This window comes from Pseudomonas sp. GW821-FHT02A08 (assembly GCF_059422045.1).
The window spans coordinates 83659-106316 of record NZ_JBWKWD010000019.1 but is presented as its reverse complement, the minus strand read 5'-3'; the positions used below and the strand labels follow the sequence as shown (position 1 = coordinate 106316).

The 22658-nt window shown below is 60.0% G+C and carries 21 protein-coding genes and 1 pseudogene; 9 read left to right on the top strand and 13 right to left on the bottom strand.

Annotation, left to right across the window (positions count from 1 at the left end):
- The first annotated feature begins 104 nt into the window (after positions 1-104).
- Together AC07W4_RS15435 and AC07W4_RS15430 are read left to right on the top strand one after the other, a co-directional pair.
- Positions 105-524, top strand: a complete 420-nt coding sequence (locus AC07W4_RS15435) for a pilin (protein ID WP_008052106.1) — start codon at positions 105-107, stop codon at positions 522-524.
- Positions 525-932: 408 nt separating this feature from the next.
- Positions 933-1247, top strand: coding sequence for a DUF3509 domain-containing protein (locus AC07W4_RS15430; protein ID WP_150754415.1), 315 nt, complete (start codon positions 933-935; stop codon positions 1245-1247).
- Here AC07W4_RS15430 and AC07W4_RS15425 read toward each other — a convergent pair.
- Positions 1244-1744 carry a phosphate-starvation-inducible protein PsiE gene (locus AC07W4_RS15425; protein ID WP_008000650.1) on the bottom strand — a complete coding sequence of 167 codons (501 nt, stop codon included), beginning with the start codon at positions 1742-1744 and terminating at the stop codon, positions 1244-1246. The two genes, AC07W4_RS15430 and AC07W4_RS15425, sit on opposite strands and share 4 nt — an antisense overlap.
- 276 nt (positions 1745-2020) lie before the next feature.
- On the opposite strand from AC07W4_RS15425, the pseudogene AC07W4_RS15420 reads away from it, so the two are divergent.
- Positions 2021-2260: pseudogene (locus tag AC07W4_RS15420) on the top strand (YebG family protein); the annotation flags it as partial.
- Between the two features lie 188 nt (positions 2261-2448).
- Here the strand turns inward: AC07W4_RS15420 and AC07W4_RS15415 are convergent.
- Positions 2449-3468: a Glu/Leu/Phe/Val dehydrogenase family protein gene (locus AC07W4_RS15415; protein ID WP_008046782.1), complete on the bottom strand. Its 1020-nt coding sequence runs from the start codon at positions 3466-3468 to the stop codon at positions 2449-2451.
- Between the two features lie 184 nt (positions 3469-3652).
- Between AC07W4_RS15415 and AC07W4_RS15410 the strand changes: the two genes are divergently transcribed.
- A complete protein-coding gene (locus AC07W4_RS15410) occupies positions 3653-4456 on the top strand; it encodes a SirB1 family protein (RefSeq protein ID WP_495032990.1) in 804 nt (267 codons plus the stop codon).
- A 119-nt stretch (positions 4457-4575) separates the two neighbouring features.
- Here AC07W4_RS15410 and maiA read toward each other — a convergent pair whose 3' ends face one another.
- The 3 genes from maiA to hmgA are packed head-to-tail and all read right to left on the bottom strand — an operon-like array spanning position 4576 to position 7836.
- On the bottom strand, positions 4576-5211 hold the full coding sequence (gene maiA, locus AC07W4_RS15405; protein ID WP_495032989.1) for a maleylacetoacetate isomerase: 636 nt from the start codon (positions 5209-5211) through the stop codon (positions 4576-4578).
- A 12-nt stretch (positions 5212-5223) separates the two neighbouring features.
- Positions 5224-6528: a fumarylacetoacetase gene (gene fahA / locus AC07W4_RS15400; protein ID WP_495032988.1), complete on the bottom strand. Its 1305-nt coding sequence runs from the start codon at positions 6526-6528 to the stop codon at positions 5224-5226.
- A gap of 3 nt (positions 6529-6531) precedes the next feature.
- Positions 6532-7836, bottom strand: a complete 1305-nt coding sequence (gene hmgA / locus AC07W4_RS15395) for a homogentisate 1,2-dioxygenase (protein WP_008046789.1) — start codon at positions 7834-7836, stop codon at positions 6532-6534.
- 163 nt (positions 7837-7999) lie between these two features.
- On the opposite strand from hmgA, the gene AC07W4_RS15390 reads away from it, so the two are divergent.
- Positions 8000-8785: an IclR family transcriptional regulator gene (locus tag AC07W4_RS15390; protein WP_495032987.1), complete on the top strand. Its 786-nt coding sequence runs from the start codon at positions 8000-8002 to the stop codon at positions 8783-8785.
- Between the two features lie 150 nt (positions 8786-8935).
- On the opposite strand, the gene AC07W4_RS15385 is transcribed toward AC07W4_RS15390, so the two are convergent.
- The 3 genes from AC07W4_RS15385 to AC07W4_RS15375 form a co-directional block, all read right to left on the bottom strand.
- Positions 8936-11482 carry a LuxR C-terminal-related transcriptional regulator gene (locus tag AC07W4_RS15385; protein ID WP_495032986.1) on the bottom strand — a complete coding sequence of 849 codons (2547 nt, stop codon included), beginning with the start codon at positions 11480-11482 and terminating at the stop codon, positions 8936-8938.
- Positions 11483-11623: 141 nt separating this feature from the next.
- Positions 11624-12991 carry a DUF1329 domain-containing protein gene (locus AC07W4_RS15380; protein ID WP_008000622.1) on the bottom strand — a complete coding sequence of 456 codons (1368 nt, stop codon included), beginning with the start codon at positions 12989-12991 and terminating at the stop codon, positions 11624-11626.
- Between the two features lie 23 nt (positions 12992-13014).
- Positions 13015-14808, bottom strand: coding sequence for a DUF1302 domain-containing protein (locus AC07W4_RS15375; RefSeq protein WP_495032985.1), 1794 nt, complete (start codon positions 14806-14808; stop codon positions 13015-13017).
- A gap of 562 nt (positions 14809-15370) precedes the next feature.
- Here AC07W4_RS15375 and AC07W4_RS15370 point away from each other — a divergent pair.
- Positions 15371-16036 (top strand): N-acetylmuramoyl-L-alanine amidase, encoded by a 666-nt coding sequence (locus tag AC07W4_RS15370; protein ID WP_495032984.1) that lies wholly within the window; start codon positions 15371-15373, stop codon positions 16034-16036.
- Between the two features lie 73 nt (positions 16037-16109).
- Here the strand turns inward: AC07W4_RS15370 and AC07W4_RS15365 are convergent, their stop codons facing one another.
- The 4 genes from AC07W4_RS15365 to AC07W4_RS15350 form a co-directional block, all read right to left on the bottom strand.
- The gene (locus tag AC07W4_RS15365; RefSeq protein ID WP_495032983.1) at positions 16110-17021 is read right to left on the bottom strand and encodes an SDR family oxidoreductase; all 912 of its coding nucleotides are present in this window, start codon (positions 17019-17021) and stop codon (positions 16110-16112) included.
- A 175-nt stretch (positions 17022-17196) separates the two neighbouring features.
- A complete protein-coding gene (locus AC07W4_RS15360; RefSeq protein ID WP_495032982.1) occupies positions 17197-18099 on the bottom strand; it encodes an alpha/beta fold hydrolase in 903 nt (300 codons plus the stop codon).
- On the bottom strand, positions 18099-18881 hold the full coding sequence (locus AC07W4_RS15355) for a class II aldolase/adducin family protein (protein ID WP_495032981.1): 783 nt from the start codon (positions 18879-18881) through the stop codon (positions 18099-18101). Before AC07W4_RS15355 ends, AC07W4_RS15360 begins: the two co-directional genes overlap by 1 nt.
- Positions 18882-19106: 225 nt before the next feature.
- Complete coding sequence (locus AC07W4_RS15350) at positions 19107-19562, bottom strand: flavodoxin (RefSeq protein WP_495032980.1); 456 nt, start codon at positions 19560-19562, stop codon at positions 19107-19109.
- Positions 19563-19664: 102 nt separating this feature from the next.
- On the opposite strand from AC07W4_RS15350, the gene AC07W4_RS15345 reads away from it, so the two are divergent.
- Positions 19665-20135: a PAS domain-containing protein gene (locus AC07W4_RS15345; RefSeq protein ID WP_495032979.1), complete on the top strand. Its 471-nt coding sequence runs from the start codon at positions 19665-19667 to the stop codon at positions 20133-20135.
- Positions 20136-20195: 60 nt separating this feature from the next.
- Positions 20196-20801, top strand: a complete 606-nt coding sequence (locus tag AC07W4_RS15340) for a hypothetical protein (RefSeq protein ID WP_495032978.1) — start codon at positions 20196-20198, stop codon at positions 20799-20801.
- A gap of 3 nt (positions 20802-20804) precedes the next feature.
- On the opposite strand, the gene AC07W4_RS15335 is transcribed toward AC07W4_RS15340, so the two are convergent.
- Positions 20805-21764, bottom strand: a complete 960-nt coding sequence (locus AC07W4_RS15335) for a MerR family transcriptional regulator (RefSeq protein ID WP_495032977.1) — start codon at positions 21762-21764, stop codon at positions 20805-20807.
- A gap of 223 nt (positions 21765-21987) precedes the next feature.
- Between AC07W4_RS15335 and AC07W4_RS15330 the strand changes: the two genes are divergently transcribed.
- Complete coding sequence (locus tag AC07W4_RS15330) at positions 21988-22557, top strand: antibiotic biosynthesis monooxygenase (RefSeq protein ID WP_495032976.1); 570 nt, start codon at positions 21988-21990, stop codon at positions 22555-22557.
- Positions 22558-22658 lie beyond the last annotated feature (101 nt).

The window sequence follows — 22658 nt, the reverse complement described above, 5'->3', positions numbered from 1 at the left end:
TGATGGCTACCAGACCCCCTGCCAACAGGGGCTTCCGGCCTTGGCACAGGCTGTGCTGCCATGGGGCAGGTCATGAGCCTTCGACTCATGCATGGAGCTTGTACATGAACAATCAGAAAGGTTTTACCCTGATCGAGTTGCTGGTCGTGGTGGCGATCATCGGGATCCTGGCAACACTGGGCCTGCCGATGTATTCCAAGTACCAGGCCCGGGCCAAGGTCACGGCGGCGCTGGCCGAACTGACTGCAATGAAGGTGCCGTTCGAGGATGTGATCAGCCAGGGGGAAACCCCGACAATTGCCAACGTGGCGCCCGCTGGCAAGACATCGACCAACCATTGCACCCTGTCTGTGACGGCTACAACGCCGGGGGCGGGATCAGTCGTTTGTACATTGCACAATGCCCCGGGGGTGGTCCAGGGCAAAACCGTCACCCTGACACGGGACGAAGCCAAAGGCTGGTCATGCAAAAGCAGCGTTTCCGAGGACTACTTGCCTAAAGGGTGTTCCGGTTCTGCGGCATGAATTGCTGAATCAAGTCCCCGCCATTGCGTAATGCCGATCAGTTAAGCCACAACGCAATCTGTAGCAGCTGGCGTAGCCTGCGTCCGGCTGCGCAGCAGTCGTAAAATCAGAGTTCGCGGTACGTCAGAGAGATCGTGCAAGCCGGATTTACGACTGCTGCGCAGCCGGACGCAGCCTTCGGCAGCTGCTACAAAGAAGGCGTAGCGTCTGGGTTCGCTTAACTGATCGGCATCAGGCCTCAGTGCCCGCCTTGTTGCTTCTGCGTTTTTTGTCCGGCATTTTTCCGGCATGAGCCTTGCTAGTTCCCTGGTGGAACAATGATGGCGAGATGGCCGGTGGTCTGACATAGCGAACCAACCCGATCACGGCCGGTCAACAACTGCACGTTCAATCAGGCGGTGACGCATCATGGACAACCCTTTCCAGCTCATTACCGATGCCTTTGCAGCGGATTACCAGATCAACCTGAGCATTCAGGGCCTGGACGGCAGCATCATGCTGACCCTGTCCAACAGTGGCCGCGTGGTGGCCAAACGCATGATCAGCGCCGAACAACGCAATGACCCCGAGCGCTTGAAACGACTGGTGCAAAGCATTCAATTCGGCATTGCCATCGAACAAGGCCACAGCGCCGTGGCCATCCTCGAATCCATGACCGATGGCGGCACGCACAGTCTGCCGCCACCAGCCAATGGCCGCCCCCGACCCGCCATGGGGCTTTAAAGCTCGCCCTTTTCTACTTCGGGATGTTCACTGGAGCCCGCACCTGTTTTGCGGTGTGGGTTCTCGATCTTCACCGAAGGAAATTGCGACGAAGCGTAGCGCACCACCAGGATCGCAAACGCCAACAGCAGAATCCCGCCGCACAGGTAGATGATCCCCAGGTCCGGCGGGTTATGGTGCGAAACGTTGGAAATCAGCAGCCGCGTCAACGCGGTGATTGCCACATAGATCAGGAAGCGCACGGGCATGTGGTTGGTCTTGAAGTAAATCCCGACCATCGCCCCCAATTCCAGGTAGATGAACAGCAGCAAGATGTCATCGATCTTGATGTGCCCTTCTTCGATCATCCCGAGAAATTCCATCACCGCCGCCCACGCGGTCACCGCACCAATGGCGAACAGCGCCAGGTAGTGAAAGGTTTCGACGAACAGATTGCCCAGGGACTCGGCCAGTTCATGCACGTTCTGCCGCAGTTTCTCGGCCCAGTTGATTTTCACGATGCTGCTTCCTTAGGTCGATTCGACCGGATGATGCGGGTTGGACGTGACGGTTTTCCTGCATGCAGAAAAAAGGCCAGCCCATGATGGCGAGCCGCTCTGGATTGCGCGCCGTGGCGTTTGGTCGCACCTGTGCAGCGCCTTGCCTGACAAATCCCGAATCCGGTCTACATTAAAAAGCCACTACCCAAGAGACAGGGTTTCGCTTATCCTTTAGCTGTATATAGATACAGTAGTCGAAATCGACAACCAATGTGAAGGCATGTGAGGTGGTGAATGGCCGTCGAAGTGGTATACCGCAGCAGCCGAGATCTGGAGCGCTTGTTCATGGATAAAGCCGAAGCTGACCGTCATGACAAAATGCTCGAACTGGCTGAATTGCTGGCTGAAGTGTTGCAAAAAGCCGTTCCGTCCCTGACCGAGCAGCAAGTGGAAGAAGCCGGGATTTACATGGCGAAAAATCGCGACGTGTTCGCCAAGGCGTTCAAGAGCCAGCCGGACGCCCTGTCCGAACTGCTCAGCGCACCGGTTGAAGTCGCACAACCTGTTGCGGCGACCGAGGTCGTTGAGGCCGCTGAGCCGATCACCCCGGCCAAGCCTGCCAAGGCCCCCAAAGCCGCCAAGTAGGCAAAGCCCGAATTGAACAGGCCCTGAGTCGAATGACCCAGGGCCTTTTTCATGCCTGTGGATAACGCATGCCCAATTCAGCGGTACAACACTTTCTCCGCCAACTCGTCGGCCACCCGAGCCGGGGAGCGTTTTTCCGCCTGGGCGTGGGCGAACACTTCGGTCAGGCGCGAGCTGATTTTCGACAGGTGCGCGGTGATGGTCGACAGTTCTTCACCGCGGTGTTTGAGCGACACGTAAATCAGCCCACCGGCGTTGATCACATAATCTGGCGCGTACAGGATGCCGCGGCGTTCCAGTTGGTCGGCGACATCCAGATGTGTCAGCTGATTGTTCGCCGAACCGGCCACCGCCGAGCAGCGCAGTTGCGTCACGGTATGGCTGTTGAGTACACCGCCCAGCCCGCAGGGCGCGAGGATGTCGCAAGGAGTGCTGAGCAGCGCTTCGTTGGCAATCGGGTGGGCGCCGAGTTGTTCCATGGCCAGTTGCACCTTGCCGTGATCGATGTCACTGACCAACAGTTCGGCACCGGCGGCGTGCAACTGTTCGGCCAATGCATACCCGACATTGCCCAGGCCCTGGATGGCCACGCGCAGGCCTTCGAGGTTATCGCTGCCCAGTCGCGCCATCGCAGTGGCGCGAATGCCGGTGAACACGCCCATCGCCGCGTGTGGCGCGGGGTCGCCCGCCGAGGTGGTGCTGGTGACGTGCTGGGTCTGCTGGGCGATGCAATCCATGTCCGCCACTGAAGTACCGCTGTCGATGGCGGTGATGTAGCGACCCTCGAGCTGTTCGATGCAGCGTCCGAAGGCTTCGAACAGCGCTGCACGGTTTTCCACATGGGCCGGGCGCACGATCACCGCCACGCCGCCGCCCTGGGCCAGACCGGCCAGCGCAGCCTTGTAGCTCATACCCTGGGCCAGGCGCACGGCATCCTCGACCGCCGATTCGTCGCTCGGGTAGGCAAGGTAACGACAACCACCCAGGGCAGGCCCCAGCCGGCTGTTATGAATGGCAATGACCGCCTTCAACCCGGTGACCGAGTCAACGCTCAGATGCAGCGATTCAAGGCGGGTGCTTTGCATGAGAGCGAACATCGTAAGGCTCCCGAATCACTTCTTGTAGTCGCCAGTATAGGCTTGCGCCCAAAAATTGCAGAAGCGCACCGGAATAAGCACGACCCCCAAAGCAGGCTTTCGGAAATAACCGGTGGTCGCCCTTGTGCAGCACTGGACGAATGCCGAAGAGGGGGCTAAAACGAGGCATTGCCCGGAGATTTTGATGACCCCGCGCCAATCGTTTTTCGCCTGCCTGCTACGTTCACCGCCCGCGCTGTTCGAGGCGGCTCTGTGGATTGCGGCCGAGCACGACAGCGAGGTGCAGCCGCAAGCGCTGTTGGCCGATTTCCAGGTGTTGCAACAACGGGTCAGTGGCGGCTTGCCGATGCTGCCGGTCAGCGAACTGGCCCAGCCACTGCTGCGGCGCATGAATGACCTTGGCTTCGCCCAGGACGACTTCACACCCTTGCGCCCGCAAGTGGCACTGATTGACAAAGTACTGGAGCGCCGACGAGGGCAACCCTTGACGCTGGGGTTGATTGCGCTGGAGTTGGCCAGGGGCCTGGAGATTCCCATGGTCGGGGTCAACTTCCCCGGGCATTTCCTGCTGCGGGTTCCGGGCGCAGATCATTTGCTCGATCCCTGCGGCGGCCGTCGCCTTTATCCGAACGATTGTCGAGAACTGCTGCACCGCCAGTACGGCCCGAACATGAAGCTCAGCGCCGAGCACCTGGTTACCGCCGAGCCGGTGCAGATGCTGCAACGGCTGTCGCGCAATCTGCGCCAGCTGTACCTGTCCCACGACGATTTCATCAATGCCTTGCTCGACGCCGAGCGCGTCCTGGAACTGGGCAATGCCACTGCCGCCGACTATCTGGCACGGGCCAGCCTGTACCAACGGCTGGACTGCCCGAATGCCGAGCGTTTTGACCTTGAGCATGCGCTGCTGCTCAGCGACGACCCGATCCAGCGGATTCGCCTGACGGAACGGCTGGGGCATTTGCCGCCGAACGCCATCGTTCATTGATCACAATAAACCTTGTGGGAGCGGGCTTGCTCGCGAAGAGGGCGTGTCAGCCACATTATTATTGGCTGACACGCCCTCTTCGCGAACAAGCCCGCTCCCACATTGGACAGGGTGAATCGTTATGGCGTATCTGGCTGATTCGCCGGATGCGCCTTGATGAACGCCGGATGCGTCGCCGCCAATGCCGCCACTCGACGAATCCGCGGATAAGCCTCAAGAGAAACATTGAAACGCTCGGCCGCGTACAACTGCGGGATCAGGTAGACGTCCGCCAGCCCAGGCTCGGGGCCGAAACAGTAACCGTCATCACCGATCAACTGCTCCACCGTGGCCAACCCCTGGCCGACCCAGTGGCCGATCCACTCCACCACCTGCGGTTCGTCGTGGCCCAACTGGCGCAGCCGATTGAGCACGCTGACGTTATGCAACGGGTGCACATCGCAGCCGATGACTGCCGCCACACCACGTTCATGGGCGCGGGTGGCGAGGTCCCTGGACAGCAGTGGTACCTGTGGATAACGTTCTTCCAGGTACTCGATGATCGCAGGAGACTGGATCAGTAATTCGCCTGCATCGGTGCGCAAGGCCGGCACCCGGCCTTGCGGGTTGATACCCAGATAAGCCGGCTGCCGATGCTCGCCGCCGGGTGGTGCGATCAGGTTGACTGGCAAAGATTGATAATCCAGGCCCTTGAGCGCCAACGCGATACGCACCCGGTACGACGAAGTCGAACGGTAGTAGGTATAGAGTTCCATGCCCCGCTCCTGTTAGCGCGCCGGCAGCACTTTGCCGCGGCATTCACCGAAACCGATGGACGCGAAACCGTCGCGGCGGCAACGGCCGCGCAGGATGATTTCGTCTCCGTCCTCAAGGAATTTACGCACCTCGCCCGAGGCCAGTTCGATCGGCTTTTTACCGCCTTCGGTAATTTCCAGCAGGCTCCCGAACTGACCGCTCTGCGGCCCCGACAAGGTGCCAGAACCGAACAAGTCACCGGCCTGCAATTGGCAACCGTTGACGCTGTGGTGCGCGACCATTTGCGCCACGGTCCAGTACATGTGCCCGGTGTTGCTCAGGGTCAGGCGATGGGCTGGCAGGTTCTGTTCGCGCATGGCTTCGGTGAGCAGCAACACTTCCAGTTCGATGTCGAATGCGCCAGCGGCCTGGTCGCGCTTGTCGAACAGATACGGCAGCGGCTGCGGATCGCCTTCGGGACGCGCAGGCTGGGCACGACGGAACGGCTCCAGCGCTTCGGCGGTGACCACCCACGGCGAGATGCTGGTGATGAAGCTTTTCGACAGGAACGGCCCCAGCGGCTGGTATTCCCAGGCCTGGATGTCCCGTGCCGACCAGTCGTTGAGCAGGCAGAAACCGGCGATGTGATCGGCGGCGTCGCCAATGGCAATCGAGTCGCCCATGTCGTTGCCCTGGCCGATCCAGATGCCCAGCTCCAGCTCGTAGTCCAGGCGCGCGCAAGGGCCAAAGGTCGGTTCGCTCTGACCGGCCGGCAAGGTCTGGCCTTTCGGGCGACGTACATCGGTGCCGGAGGGGCGAATGGTCGATGCGCGGCCGTGATAGCCGATTGGCACGTACTTGTAGTTGGGCAGCAACGGGTTGTCGGGACGGAACAGTTTGCCGACGTTCTGCGCGTGCTCGATGCCGACGTAGAAGTCGGTGTAATCGTTGATTTTCGCCGGCAGGTGCATCTCGCAATTCGCCGCCAGCGGCAGTAGTTTTGCGCCCTGGGCTTCGATCTTGCCGTGCAGGGTGCTGCCCTCGGCGAACAGTTCCAGCAAACGCTCGCGCAACGCGACGCGAGCCTCGCGGCCCAGTTCGAAGAACGCATTCAGCTGGCCGCCACGGGTGGCCTCGACGGCAGCCTTCGCGGCGCCATCGAACAACCCGGCCTCCAGGGCCGCTTGCAGATCAAAGATGTGCTCGCCAATGGCCACGCCACTGCGCGGTGCAGAACCGTTGAGGCTGAACACGCCCAGCGGCAGGTTTTGCAGGGGGAAATCCGCGTGGCCGTTGGCGGATGCAACCCAGCTGCGAGTGATGGAAGTCTGCGTCATGGGTTATCTCCGGGTCGGGTCGAAAGTGGCGGGCAATGTAGCCCAGCAGGCGTCGTATGTGTTTTGCAGTTGCGGGCAATCGAGGGCGAAGCGGCTTGGGCGCAGCACCTGGCTGGTCTCGAACATAAACGCCATGGTGTTGTCGATTTTCGCCGGCTTGAGGTCGGCGTTGATCGCTTTGGTGCAAGTCTCTCCGTCGGGACCGTGGGCGCTCATGCAGCTGTGCAGCGAAGCACCGCCGGGCACAAAGCCTTCAGCCTTGGCGTCGTATTCGCCCTGGATCAATCCCATGAATTCGTTCATCAGGTTGCGATGGAACCACGGCGGACGGAAGGTTTTCTCGGCCACCATCCAGCGCGGCGGGAAGATCACGAAATCAAGGTTGGCCAGGCCGTGAACGCTGGTCGGTGAGGTCAGCACGGTGAAGATCGACGGATCGGGGTGATCGAAACTGACGGTGCCGATGGTGTTGAAGCGGCGCAGGTCATATTTGTACGGCACGTTGTTACCGTGCCAGGCGACCACGTTGAGCGGCGAATGATTGAGCTCGCAGGCCCACAACTGGCCAAGGAACTTCTGCACCAGCGTGGTGGGTTGTTGCAGGTTTTCGTAGGCCGCCACCGGGGTCAGGAAATCCCGCGGATTGGCCAGGCCATTGCTGCCAATCGGCCCCAGGTCCGGTAGTCGCAACGGCGCACCGTGGTTTTCCGCGACGTAACCGCGGGCTTGCGGGTCGAGCAGTTCGATGCGGAATTTAAGGCCGCGAGGCAGTACGGCAATTTCCAGCGGTTCCAGTTCAAGCACGCCCAGCTCGGTGGCAATGCGCAGGCGCCCCCGTTCAGGCACCAGCAACATCTCGCCGTCGGCGTTGAAGAACACGCGCTCCATGGAACGGTTGGCCCGGTAGTTGTAGATGCTGATCCCGGTCGGTTTTTCTGCGCCCGAGTTGGCAGCCATGCTCACCAGGCCGTCGATGAAATCGGTCGGCTCGGCGGGAATGTCCAGCGGGTTCCAGCGCAGGCGGTTCGGCGTCACCTCGCCCAGCGGGCCGCCGGCCAGTTGCCGGTCCAGCTTGACGAATGCCGGGTGATTGGCCGACGGCTGAATACGGTACATCCAGGTCCGCCGCGCTTCGCTGCGCGCCATGGTGAACGCCGTGCCGGAGAACAGTTCGGTGTAAAGGCCGTACGGGGCTTTTTGCGGGGAGTTCTGGCCGACAGGCAGTGCGCCGGGCAACGCTTCGCTGCTGAATTCGTTGCCGAAGCCTGACAGGTAGGCCAGCGCTGGCGTCGTTGAATCGGGGTTCATGGAGCCTCCTGAACAGGGAGTCGGCAGTGGCCGCTCGCTCTATTGCAGAGGTCGAGGCACGCCCGGGTTGTTTTTATCGTAATTTGATTACGCATAACGTAATTTGATTGGTATTGACCGTCAAGCTATAAAGACGCCCATTCGTCCCGGGATCCCAGCCACCATGGAAAAAACCAGCGACAACAACGGTAAACAGAAAGTCCGCTCGGCCGAGGTTGGCACCGACATCCTCAAGGCGCTGGCCGAGTTGTCGCCTTCGACTTCGCTGTCGCGCCTGGCCGAACACGTGCAGATGCCGGCGAGCAAGGTTCACCGCTATTTGCAGGCCCTGATCGCCAGCGGATTCGCCGAACAGAACGCCGCCACCAACCATTACGGGCTGGGTCGCGAAGCCTTGCGCGTCGGGTTGGCGGCACTCAACAGTATGGACGTGCTGAAAGTCGCCGCCCTGCCCCTGGCTGAACTGCGCGACGACTTGAACGAAACCTGTTTTCTGGCGGTGTGGGGCAATCAGGGCGCGACCGTGGTGCATATCGAACCGGCGGTGCGTGCGGTGACGGTGGTGACACAACTGGGCTCGGTGTTGCCATTGCTCAGTTCTTCGACGGGACTGGTATTTGGTGCCTACTTGCCTGCGCGTGAAACCGTGGACCTGCGTGAACAGGAACTGCAAAACGTTGCCGCCCACGCTTTGGCGGATGACGAGGCCTACGCAACGATGAGCGAACAGATCCGCCATCGGGGCCTGCATCATGTGCATGGATTGTTGATGCCCGGAGTGGATGCCTTGTCGGCACCGGTGTTCAACGCCATGGGCAGGATCGCGGCAGTTTTGACCGTGGTCGGGCCGACCTCGCTGTTCCATGCCGATGAAAACGGCCCGGCGGCGCAACGGTTGCTGGCTGCGACGCGGGCCATCAGTTGGAGAATGGGCTACGAAAGTCCCTGAGTATCAGATCAGGAAATCCGGAGCAATTTCGATCACCAGGTCACTGATGTCCTTGATCGTGAGTTGCGGATGCAAATCAGACTCCCGGGAACTGCAGTATTGATGCACGCGACAGTATGTTTTAATCAATTTCCCGATCAAAACCAACAATTACCAAACCTGCATTATCAATCCCAATTTCTTCGCCATGGCAACTGCCTGTGTACGCCGTTCCACACCCAACTTGCTGTGAATGCGCCGGGCATGGGTTTTCACGGTATGCAGCGAAATGAACAGCTGCTCGGCAATTTGCTGATTGGAATTACCCTGGGCAATCAGGCCGAGCACTTCCAGCTCCCGACAACTCAGCAGGCTGACATCAAGGGCCAGCGCGGTCACCGTATCCTCCCTTTGTAAACGACAGATCAGGTTTGGCTGGCGCAAGTTCAAATCACGCAATGCCTGTTGCCCCTGACAGCGCTTCACGAGCACCAGACCGGCCTCCAGTGCTGCGTGAGCCGTGTCCGGCTCCCCCGTCAGGTCCGCCACTTCGCAGATCGCCAGTTGCAGCTCCGATTCCAGCGCCAGCATGGCGTGTTGTTGCGCGTGCTCGAGTAACGCCTTGAGTCTATCCAGTGGACGTTGCACCAGTTGCAGTTGAGTCTCGGCCAACACCAACTGGTATTCGATACGCGCAATCAATTGCAGCGTGGCGGGTGGTGCCTGGCGCGCATGGGGCCCACGGTAATGCCGCAAGACACGGGTCAGCGCCTCCCGCGCCAACTCAGGGCGCCCTTGTTGCAGCCAGAAATGACTGCTGACTTGCAGCAGCACACTGCGATAAACCGTGTCGGGGATCTGCCGTTGCTGCATCAACCGTTCGGCCTCGCGCAGACGATCAAATGCATGGGCGTAATCACGTTGATTGGCCGCCAGTTGCGCCTGCCCGAGAAACCCATACAACACGTGCTTGTCCTGACTGTGCAGGCAGTCATCAAGGCCCGCCTGGAAACATTCACCGGCCAATTCATCCTGGCCTTGGCACAAGGCCAACCGCCCGCGCCGCAGGGCGATTCGTCCCAGCAACGGCGTCGGTCGGTCAGCCTGCCGTCCGAGCATTTCATGGATGTCGGCCAGCAACTGCCCGGCTCGCCGGGGTGCACCACGCTGCTCCAGCAACTGCGCATGATCGAGTTCGAGCAAGCCTTCAAACAGCAACGAGCCTTGTGCCCGCGCCAGGCACAGGGCGTCACGATTGAAGGCCTGGGCGGCATCGAGGTCAGCGTTGAGCAGCGCTTGCTGGGTCAACCCGGACAGACACAGCAACCGAGCGGGCCACGCCTTGGCGTCCAGCCCGTCCAGCGCCTCGATAAAATGCGCCCGTGCCGCCGGCAGGCGTCCCTGCAAATGCAGCAACCACCCTTGTTGCGCCTGCCAACGCGCCAGCAGTTGCCGTTGCAAGGATGCCGTCGGTTGCGGGGCAAATCTGGACAACTGCCCAATGCAGGCCGCTGCCTGCTCGAAACGCCCGGCAAACAGCAAAGCCGCAGTGATCAACCCCACCCGTTGCGGCGTGCCCAGGGTCAACTGTTCACCCAGTTGCTCGTGCAGCTTGAGTAACCAGCTGACGTTCTGACGCTTGAACAGATGCTCAAAACTGAAGTGTTGCATCAGGCTGACCGCGACTTCGTGCTCTTGCGCCAGCAACGCCTGCTCGAAGGCGCCCTGCCAGTCTTCTTCGGCGCTGAACCATTGGCACGCGCGGCGATGCCAGGATCGCCCGGCCGGGGTCGGTTCCTCACGCATCTCCCGGGCCAGTGGCTCGAAGATCCGCAACCACTCGACGGAGTCTTCCCAGGGTTCAATGAAGCAGCCCATGTCTTGCAACGCGTGCAGCCACTGCGCGCCCTCACCCGTACCGAAAAGATGCTCGCACAGGCTGGCATTGAACCGTGGCAGATGGACCAACACCTTCCAGACCTCGACCAACTCCGACGGCAGGGTGTTGAACAACTCGTGTTGCAGATAATCGAGCAATGTCGCCGAGCGTCCCAGCTCACCCGACCATGGACAACCATTGAGCAACGCGATGCGCACGCCAGCGCACCAGCCACCGCTGCGCTGAACCACCCTTTTTGCGGTTTGTGCCGCCAGGGTCGGCTCGACATGAGCGAGCAACTGCACGACTTCAGCCTCGGTGAACGCCAGTGCCCGGCCTTCGCACTCGTACAACTCATCATCGAGCAGCAACCGCGGCCAGTTACAGGGCGGTCGTCGACGGGAACTCAGCCACCAGGTCAGCGCCGGGCTGGCGACGGCCAACAGGCGATCGAGCATCCGGTCGAGCTCCGGGTTGGGTGCGCGGCAATAATCATCGAGAAACAGCCAGGTCGGCGTCTGCAATAGCGCCAGATGCGCCAGCAACCCCGGCTCATCCATCGAGGGCAGACCCAGCGCTTGTGTCAGGCGCATTAGAAAATCCGCTGCACTCAACGACTCCCCCACCAGCGGCAGCCAACAGACCCGAGCGTGCTCCGGCGCCCGCAGCAGGCATTCGGTGAGCAACGCGCTCTTGCCACTACCGGCCGGAGCGCAAAGCAACTTCACCCGCGCGGTCGAGACCAGCATGGGCTCGATCAGCCGCTCGCGGGACAGATGATGGGACGACAGTCGGGGCAGGAAGCCGGGGCGGTCCAGACAGTGCGTCATTGCGGTCATTGTGATGCGCCTTTTTTATAATTCTGGCGCCACCCTAGCCCCCTCCCGAGCGCTTGTTGAAGAAGTATTCAACACACTGATCGACCGCTATAAAAAAGGTGACCGCAAAGTCACCCTTTTGTGTAGGAGCCTGTAGGAAACCTACCTGACTCCCGTGCTACGCAACGCTGCCGGCGTGTAGTCCCCCGCTTTTGCATCAATGTTGAATTCGAAGCTGCGCTTCTCTTCGTTCTTCATTCCCAAGGCGATATAGCGACCGGCAATCAGGTCATACAGCGCTTCGACGGTGTAGGCCGGCACCTGGTGATCGTAGTAGAACTGGGCATGCCCTTCGGCGACGCGCCAGAGTTGGCCACGCCCGTCGTAGTGGTCGGCCAGCGCCACTTGCCAGCTGTCTTCATCGATGTACATGTGGCGCTTGGCGTACACGTGCCGCTCGCTCGGCTTGACCGTGGCGACGACTTCCCAGACCCGGTGCAACTCATAGCGCGTCAGGTCCTGATTGATGTGCCCGGCCTTGATCACATCGGTGTACTTGAGGTCTGGCGAGTCGAGCTTGTAGCTGTTGTAGGGGATGTACATCTCCTTTTTGCCGATCAGTTTCCAGTCGTAGCGATCCGGTGCGCCGGAAAACATGTCGAAGTTGTCGGTGGTGCGCAGGCCGTCGGATGAGGTGCCGACGCCGTCATAAGCGACCTGTGGCGCACGCCGTACTCGACGCTGGCCAGCATTGTAGATCCAGGCCTTGCGCGGTTCCTTGACCTGGTCGAGGGTCTCGTGGACCAGCAACACGTTGCCCGCCAGCCGCGCCGGCGCGGTCACTTCCTGTTTGAAGTAGTTGAGAACGTTATCGTCACTGCCCGGCTTCAGATCACCGAGCAACGACGGCACGGCGACTTCGTCCTTGAAGCGGATCACGGTGAAATCGCCATTGGACTGCGGTGTCGCCTGGGTAATGGTGCGGCGCAGATTGCCGCCGTGGTAACGAGTGACATGGTTCCAGATCACTTCCACGCCATTCTTTGGAATCGGGAACGCGTAGTAGCGATTGCCGGTGAAGTTGGCCAGACCGTTACCGTCGTTGATCGGTGTTACGTTCAGTGCGCTGCGTTTGGCCGACTCATATATCTCGGCCGGTAACGCCACGGTGCGGTGGCTGGGATAGACCGGAATTTTGTAAGTCTCGGGATAGCGTTTGAACATCGCGATCTGGCCGTCGGAGAGCTTGTCCTTGTACTTGTCGACGGTCGCTGCGGTGATCACGAACAACGGCTTTTCGTTAGCGAACGGGTCAGCCAGGAAACCTTTGCTGTCCACCGCGCCAGCATTTTTCGGGATGCCGCCGGTCCAGGCTGGAATCGAGCCATCGGCATTGCCGGCCTTCTCGGCACCGAGTGGTGTAAGACTGGTGCCGAGCTTGTTGGCCTCTTCCGGCAGCACCGCAGCCATCACGTTGGCGGTCAGCAACCCGAGGGTCAGCGCGCCTAATTGCAGAATCATCTTGCGCATTGAAATCATCCTTTTCAGCCAGATCAGAAATTCACGCCAAAGCTCAACGCCACGAAGTCACGGTCGGTGAGGACGTTGAAGTCCCCACCGAAAAAGTCGGTGTAACTGAGGCTCGCGGTGTAGGTGTTGCGATAGTCCGCATCGACACCGAGGCTGACGGCCTTGGCGCCTTCGTTGAACAGACCGTTGGGGCCATAGCCGGAGACATCGTGGGACCACGAGAGGTTGGGCCTGACGTTGATCCCGGCGATGAGGTTGTTGTAGTCGAGGATGGCCCGGCCGCGATAACCCCATGAAGTCGAGGTCACGAAACCGTCGGTATCGCCGCCGAAACCATACTGGCCATACACCGAGTCGCGGCCGTAGCGCAGTTTGGTACGTGCTTCCAGACCACCGACCCGAACCACCGCCGCCTCGCCCACCAGGGTCAGGCGATCCGCACCGGCGATCTGGTCGATGAAGTGCGTCAGGGTGCTCTGGAACTGTGTCACTTCCTTGCGGCGATAACCCTTGTTGTCAGCCCCGGGCGACGTGGCGATGGGCGATGCCGCACCGCCCGCTATCGGATTGAGCATGGCCAGGGTCAGGTCATTGGTGTTGACCTGCACCGGGAGGTTGGGGCGGTAGCTGATTTCCCCGCTCCACGCGGTGCCGGTGGATAAGGTGGTAGCGAAGCTCGCGCCGTAGAGGCGGATGTCCTCCGGGTATTCGAGGTAATACTGGCCGCGACCGAGCATCACGCTTTGGGCCAGGCCCGAACCGCTGCCGGGGGCGATGCGGTTGGCGGTGGCAACGATCCCCGGAATGCTCGCCAGCGTACCGGGGCCGGCGGTGGTGGTCCCGACATTCGGTGAACGGCTGTGGTAGTTCATGAAGTACAAACCGTACTCGGTATCGTCCCCCAGCCAGCGCAACGCCGTACCCCACTGTCCCGAATCCCGGGCATCGCGGTCACCGCCACGGGGGACGATCACCCCCTCCTTGCTGACCTCGAAGCCCTGGCCGAAGGCAGCAGCAATCGGCTGCAAGGGTGCAATGGCCGGGTTGGCCACGGTGTAGCCCTTGTTGCAGCCGTCCGCCACCACATCGACACCAAAGAAAGTGCCGCAGTTATCGACGACCGTCTGGTCCCATTCCAGTTGATAAAAGCCTTCCACGGTCAACTTCTCCGTCAGGCCCTGGGAGGCGAACAGCATGTTGACCGGGATCAGGCCTTCCTTGATCTCGGCGCCAGGACGACGGAACGCGGACACGTCGACCGGATTGATGCTGTTGATCGAGTTGCCGATGAAGGTGCTCTCGCCCCAACTGACCACCTGCTTGCCGGCGCGAACCGTGCCCGGCAAATCGGCGAGGGAGTAGTTGTGATAGACGAAAGCGTCGAGGATTTGTCCGCCTGAAGACTTGGCGCCTTCTTTGCGATTGTGATCGCTGATGTCCTTGAATGGGCGGCTTTCATCCTTGAGTTCAAAGTCGTACCAGTACTTGCCACGCACAAACGCACCGGTGTCGCCGTACTTCAGTTCGAGGTCGTGAATACCCTTGAAGATCTTCGAGAAGGTTTCGCCTTTCTTGAAGTTCAGGCGCCCGTCGTCACCGGTCGAAGACTGGCCGGAACCGCCGTTAACGGCGCCCACCAACGCGCTATCCGCATCACGCATGCCCCAGCTCGCGCCGACCGACAGCGAGGAGTCGAACGTCCCCTCGATTTCCCCGATGTTGAACGAAATGGCCTGCGCCTGGGCGCAGCAACCCAAGGCAACCGCAGCCGCCAGCGCCTGCGGTGTGAAGATGGCGCGCATTGTTGTTTTTGTCATGCGTCTTCCCCGGTGAGTGACAGAAGGCCTCACCCTACTGCCGGGCATCGGGGTCGATAAGCGCACCAAGGAGGTATTCGTGGTGTACCTCTAAAGGATGACTGGCACAGACGACGAGCCCCCGAATCCTGACTGTTGCCGGGACTGCAACAGTGCATGTCCGCAATTGGTATTTTTCCTACGGCACCAAGGGCTTATTCTTACCTCGCTGTCACAGTAAACCACCGCAAGCACCCTGTACCGGCCTGCGCCGTGACTGAAAGACTTCAGATGAATCGAGGATTCGGCTCATCGCCCCGTGTTCACTGACGTTGATTTGTAGCTCCTGATCCAACGTCTTACTTTGGCCGCTGCGTTTGCAGCGGCCTTTTTTATGGGCTCATTTTCAGCGTGGGCACGGTCCCCTGTAGGAGCTGGCTTGCCAGCGATGGTCGTTAACGATTACGCGTGTGATCTGGATAAACGCGGCGCACTTGAGTCCATCGCCAGCAAGCTGGCTCCTACAGGTATTGCGTGAAAAACGACGCGGACGCGGTCCCTTGTGGGAGCTGGCTTGCCAGCGATGGTCGTTAACGATTACGCGGGTGAACCAGATAAACGCGACGCACTTGAGTCCATCGCCAGTTACCTGAAAGCCGGTTATACCGGGCAGGAAGTGTTCAACCTGGTGGATGAAAAACATCGCGCGTGGCACGCGGGCGTCAGTCAGTGGGGCAACCGCAGCAATCTGAATGACTCGTCTATCGGCATTGAAGTGGTCAACCTGGCGACTGACAACAAAGGCGAATTCACCTTCCCGCCCTATCACTCCGAGCAGATTGCCGCGATTGGACAACTGGCGCTGAACATCCTCAAGCGCTACCCGGATATCACGCCGACGCAGGTTTTGGGCCACTCCGATATTTCAATCGGCCGCAAAAGTGACCCGGGGCCGATGTTTCCCTGGCAGGTGCTGTACCTGAAAGGCGTCGGTGCCTGGTTCGATGAAGCCACTCGGGACCAGTATCTGAGCCAATACACCACATTGGGCGTTCCGGGCCGAAGCGAATTGCTGGGGCTGTTCAAGTCCTATGGATACGATGTTTCGGGCGCCTCGACGGAAGGTGGTTTTCAACAGTTGGTGCGGGCATTCCAGATGCATTTTCGCCCGGAACACTTCGATGGAAAAATGGACGCACAGACAGCCGCCAATCTGAAGGCGCTGGTAGTCAAATACTTTCCCGGCTGATCACGACCAAAGGGTTTCCAGGCAACAAATGCAAGAACCGGCAAGGTCAGTCAATTTGACCTTGCCGGCGCCATCAGAGCGAATACTTATGCAAATTCCCCATCATTTCCTTCAGCGCTTCTATGTTGTCCTTCGGATGCGCCGCGCCTTCGAAGTCGCAAATCTGCTGCCAGTGCGCCGCCACGTCTTCCGGGGAGAAACCGGCCCGTGGATCGAACCCGATGCCGAGGCTGCGCTCCCAGCGGACCTTGCCCATCCAGCCGCCACCGACTTCGAACAGACCGGAGGTTTCCTGGCAGTTCTCGCTGGCCAGGAACACAACCAGCGGGCTGACCAGTTCCGGCCTGAGCTGTTCGAAGACTTGCGGAGGGATCAGGCCTTCGGTCATGCGCGTGCCGCCGGTTGGGGCGATGGCGTTGACCAGGATGTTGTTCTTGCGGCCTTCGATGGCCAGAGTGCGGGTCAGGCCATAGAGACCAAGCTTGGCCATGCCGTAGTTGGACTGACCGAAGTTGCCATAGATACCCGAGGTCGACGCAGTGAAAATCACCCGGCCGTAGTTTTGCTCGCGCATGTGCGGCCAGGCGGCGCGGGTGACTTTGTAGGCACCTTCGACGTGGACGCGGTAAACCAGGTCCCAGTCGGCGTCATCCATTTTGTGGAAGGTCTTGTCACGCAGGATCCCGGCGTTGTTGACCACCACGTCGACGCGACCGAAGACGTCCAGGGCGTGCTGAACCAGTTTGTCACCGTCCGTGACCGAGTCGTGGTTGGCCTCGGCGATGCCGCCGGCCTCGCGAATCTCCGCGACCACGCGGTCGGCGGCCGAGGCGTTGGCGCCTTCGCCCTGGGTCGAGCCGCCCAGATCGTTGACCATAACCCTGGCACCCTGTTTGGCGAACAGCAGTGCATGCGCCCGTCCCAGGCCGCCACCGGCACCGGTGATGATCACGACTTTATCTTCGAAGCGCACAGACTCATTCATGGGGGGACTCCAGCAGGCCAAGGGACGATGAGTCCGAGTTTCCGGCACGGCGCAGCGGGTCACAATCAACACGGGGGAGGCTGAATGGTGCGCGATAAGGCTGGGGGATGATGATCGCGTCAACAGGTTGCGCAGCCCTTGTGGCGAGGGAGCAGAGCAGGTTCAACGCTGCGAATCAGGAGCAGGCAACATTGCGCGGAGGGGAAAGCAACTGATCGCGAAACGCCAGATAGTGCTTGAGCACCTCGCCGGGGGCTTCGATCTGCGGGTAGTGACCGATGTCGGGCAACACCACGGTGTCCGCATCCGGTATCAGTTCCCGGTAGCGCTCGACCATATGCACACCGGAGATCGGATCGACTCCGCCATCGATCACTCGCAGCGGCACTTCACCGCGCTGCATCGCGCTCACCCAGCGGTTGCGCCAGACGCGTCGCTCCGGGATGTAAGCGATCAACTTGTGCATGATCCGTGGCCCGCGCTGGCTTTCGACCAGGCTCCAGAAGTCATCCATCTGGCTTTCACTGGGACGGGTTTGCGGACCGAAAATCCGCCGAAAACTTCTGACCAGGCCATCACGGCTGAAGGCGCGGCCAATCATCCAGCCCAAAGAGCTGAGCAAGAGTTTTTGCATCAGTACCGGGCGGTGGGTTTCCGGAAACAGCCCACCGTTGAGAAACACACAACTGGCCAGCTCCACTCGCGACTCGTAATGCCGGGCCAGCAGTTCCTGGGCCACGCTGTCGCCATAATCGTGGGCGAGCAGGTGCACTGGCTGCTCGACATTCAGGTGTTCAAGCAGTGCCTGTTGCAGATCCGCTTGCTCCAGCAGGCTGTATTCGTGATTCACCGGTTTGGCCGAATCGCCGAAACCCAGCATGTCGCAAGCGATCACGCGAAAACGCTGGGTCAATGGCTGCCACAGGTAATGCCAGTCCCAACTGGCGGACGGAAAGCCGTGAATGAGCAACAGAGGTTCACCCTGCCCTGCTGTCCAGTAACGGATGCTCTGGCCACGAAACACGAACGTCTGGCTGCGTTTGCGCCAGACACACAGGGGGATCTCGGCGAGTTCCATTAGACTTTATAACCCGGGTCCAGTTTATCGAGTTTACGCAGCAACGCCGGCCAGGCCAGCGCTCCGCCCATTCCTTGAGCACTTCGGGTGACACCCGCGATCATGGCTTTGGCGCCGGCCAGAATCTGCGGTTCGATGGCGATCAGTTCAGCGGCACCGTTTTGCGCCATGACCTGAATGTCACAGGCACGCTGAAAGGTAAACATCATCAGGAACGTATCGGCAATGGTGCTGCCGCACGTCAGCAGACCGTGGTTATGCAACATCAGGAAATTGTTTTCACCGAGATCGGCCTGTAGCCGCACTTTTTCTTCATGGTTGAGCGCCACGCCTTCGTAGGCGTGGTAGGCCAGGCTGGAAAGCACGAACAACGACTGCTGGCTGATCGGCAAAATACCCTGCTTCTGTGCTGACACCGCCACCCCCGAAGCCGTGTGGGTGTGAAGCACGCAGACGACATCGTGACGGACTTCATGCACGGCGCTGTGGATGGTGTAACCCGCCGGATTGATCTCGTAAGGACTGTCCATCAGCTTGTTGCCGGCCTGATCCACCTTGACCAGGCTCGACGCGGTCATTTCGTGAAACATCAACCCGAACGGGTTGATCAGGAAATCTTCGGTGCCGGGCACCTTGGCGGAGATGTGGGTAAAGATCAGGTCATCCCAACCGTGTTGAGCGACCAGGCGATAACAGGCTGCCAGGTCGACGCGGGTCTGCCACTCGGCAGCACTGACCTGGTCTTTGACACTGTGTGGCGATTGGACGGGAGCGACAGTCACGGCAAGGAGCCTCGGTGTTTTTTATTATGGAGTGTTTCCTATGTTCACCGAGTCTAGTCAGCCCTTGAGGTTCGTGTAGTTGCATTGGCAGCCAGCTTGGTGGCCCAGCGGGTCAGTCGCTCTGCCACCCTGGATCCATGTCAAACGACCGGCGCCAGCGATGGTCTGACAGGCGGTTTTTACCGTACTGTCAGAACCCTGACTGGCATGGATGCCGGGTAACGATCAGGTGCTTAGTGCGCGGATCAGGTCCGCCAGCCAAGGCTCGGCATCCGTCTCGGGGGTCACGCTCTCGCTGGCATCCAGGCGCAGCATCGGCAGTACTTCGCGAATGCCCAGTTCACCGAACAATTCGCGCATCTGCTCGCCGCCGCCACAAAAAGTATCGCCATAACTCGCATCGCCCAATCCGATCACCGCGCCCGGCAAACCGCGCCAGGCTGCTGGCAATTGGTCACGAATGCTCGAATACAGTGGTTGCAGATTGTCCGGCAGCTCACCCATGCCGGTGGTCGAGGTCACCGCCAGAAAGGCTTCGGGGCCAAACGCCTGGACGTCGGCGAGGGTCGCACGCGGGTTGTGCCAGGTTTCGAAACCGGCGGCTTTCAACAGGCTGGCGGCGTGGCGGGCAACTTCTTCGGCCGTGCCGTATACCGAGCCGGAAATGATGGCGACTTTCATCAATCTGATCCTGAATCCGAGTGAAAGACCCGGATATTAACACCACGGTCGTGATTATTCTTTTAGAATGCAATTGACAATCAATCAGGAAAGGATGCTCCGATGATTAATGCTCAACTACTGCAAATGGTGATCAACGCCTCCAATGACGGCATCGTGATCGCCGAAAAGGAAGGCGATCAGGACAACATCCTCATTTACGTCAACCCCGCGTTCGAGCGCCTGACGGGGTACTCCAGTGAAGAGATCCTCTATCAGGATTGTCGTTTCCTGCAGTCAGGGGACCGCGACCAGGAAGCCCTGCCGTTGATTCGCAACGCCTTGAACCGAGAAGGCTCCTGCCGGGAAATACTGCGCAACTACCGCAAGGACGGCACACCGTTCTGGAACGAGCTGTCCCTTTCAACGGTGAAAAATCCGGCGGACGGACAAACCTATTTTGTCGGCGTGCAGAAAGACGTCACCGTGCAGGTCAAGACGCAACAGCGCGTGGCACAGCTGGAGGGGCAGCTGGCTGAACTCCAGGCCGAGCTTGCCGCGCTCAAGGCGACGAACGGTGTAAACAAAACTTAGAATTAATGGTCAGTAACTACAATCACCAATAATTTTGTAACTATACCTTTCGAGCTGGCCATGCAACGCGACGCGCTCCTGACCCAGGATGAGCTGGATTTCATCCAGACCATGCAACACAACCCGCAACTCAATGTGCGGGACGCGACGTCGAGCCTGCTCGTCAACGGTGGGTCGCAAATCCGTGACCTGCTCACCCGCCTGGCGGCCCATGAACAGGTCACCATTCAAGCCAGCTTCGAAAACCAGCAAATGACCTTCCCCCTGCACTTGGTGGAAGATGAGTTCCATGCGCTGCATTTGCGCCTGGGCGTACCGAGCATCTATGAAGACGGACCGATGGTCCGGCCTTGGCGCCTGGTGCTGGACGAACCGGTAGCGCTGGAAAACGCCAAGGGTCAACCCGGCACCCTGTGGGTACACGAAGTCTCGTGCAAAGGGGTTTTGCTGGAAGCTCGCAACAAGACCAAGCCGCCGAAGCATTTCGCCTTGTGGTTCAGCCCGTCTGGTTATGAGCGTATTGCCTTGCGCGGCACCTTCGAGAAAGAAAACGAACAGGGCTTCTACGCCTATCAACTGAACCAGAGCGATACGGACGAAACCGAGCGTCTGCGCCAGTTCATCCTGCAACAGCATCGGTTGACGCATCCCGCGCTGCATCTCTGAACGTCAAGTATCCAGAGTACCCGCCAGGAACTGCTTCAGACGCTGGCTCATGACCTCCCCTTCATTGCCCAGGCAACCGATCGATGACCCGGCCAGGCTCTCTTGCGCCAGGTCGCAAGCATCGCCGGCCAACAACAACCGACACTCCAGACTCATGGCCAGGCGATTCAGGCGCCGCGGCAACTCGGCATTCGGCACCTGATTGGAAAACAGCACCAGCGCCAGGGGCTTGATCCTTTCGCACACCAGCGCCAGCTCCTCGAATGGCTGACCCATGTTCAATACGCGAACGGCCGATGGCCCGGAACTCAGGAACAGGGCGGCGACCAGCAGTTCCAGTTCCCGGCCATTGCCATCCAGGGCACAGATGACCACGCGTCGCGGCTGTTTTTCACGCATCAACAACAGACGCTGCACCACCCGGGAACGCAGAAAGCCATCCAGGAACAGCCACTCGCTGGTTTCACCGAACTGGTCCTGGCGTTGCAACAACTGCCTCCAGACGGGGATCAGAATGTCCTGGAACACCACTGGCAGGGAGTAGCTGGAAAAGATTTGCCCGTAGACCTGCTCCAGCCGAATGTCGTCAAACCCGTTGACCGCGGCAAGCACCTGCTGCCGCCACTGCGCGTAATCGGCTTCCACAAGGCTGTTGGGGATGATGTGCGACAACGTCTGGAGCGGCTCGGCCCTGGCCAGGAGCTTGCCGATCTTGCTGACGGCAACCCCGCGCTCGATCCAGCCGAGGATGCTGCGAACGCGCTCAATATCGGTCAGCGAGTACAGGCGATGCCCGCTTTCGGTGCGTGTTGGAACAATCAGGCCATAACGTCGCTCCCAGGCGCGAAGCGTGACCGGGTTGACACCTGTCAGTCGAGCCACCTCGCGAATGGGAAAGAGCTCTTCTTGCTCAAGAGCGATGGCCTGCTTGGATCCTGAAGCGACGTCTGTATGTATCGGCATGCTGTTGAAACATCCCTGTATCGTCCGAGCGTTATTTTAACGCCCCCGCCCCGTAAAGTTTCCGTAAAAAATCGATACTGCGGATGAGCGGATAAACGTCACAGACGCCACGGGCAGAATCAGGAATAATCCTTGCTTGTTTCAAGTCGCAGCCCACTACCCCGGCGCTGCGCCTGGCGAAGTTCCTATCCGGAGCGACGCAAACGCCTTACGGAGATACACAATGTCTACCCCTCCCGTCACGCTGATGGTAGCGCGCCGCGTTGCCAATGGACGTTACCAGGACCTGATTGCCTGGCTGCGCGAAGGCGAACAACTGGCCACTGATTTTCCCGGTTATCTCGGCTCCGGTGTGCTCGCTCCACCGCCCGAGGACGACGAATTCCAGATCATTTTCCGCTTCGCCGACGAGCAGACCCTGCACGCCTGGGAGCATTCCGCTTCGCGCACTGCCTGGCTGGCACGTGGCAGCGACCTGTTCGCCCACCCGACAGAACACCGGGTCAGTGGTATCGAGGGTTGGTTCGGTGCCGTCGGTCAACGCCCGCCGCGCTGGAAACAGGCCGTGGCGATCTGGCTGGCGTTCTTTCCGGTCTCGCTGCTGTTCAACTTTGTGCTGGGGCCGTTGATCAGTGACATGAACTTGTTGCCGCGAGTGTTCATCAGCACCCTGTGCCTGACGCCGTTGATGGTGTATTTCTTCATTCCTTTGTCGACTCGACTGCTGGCCAATTGGCTGAACAGCACGCCGGTGCGCCGTTTGCCCACCGAACCCGCCCCCCAAAACCACTGATAACTGTTGTGGAAGCGGCGATGCGTCGATCCGACTTGCTCGCGATAGCGTTGTGTCAGCCGGAACAAATGTTGACTGACACACCGTCTTCGCGAGCAAGT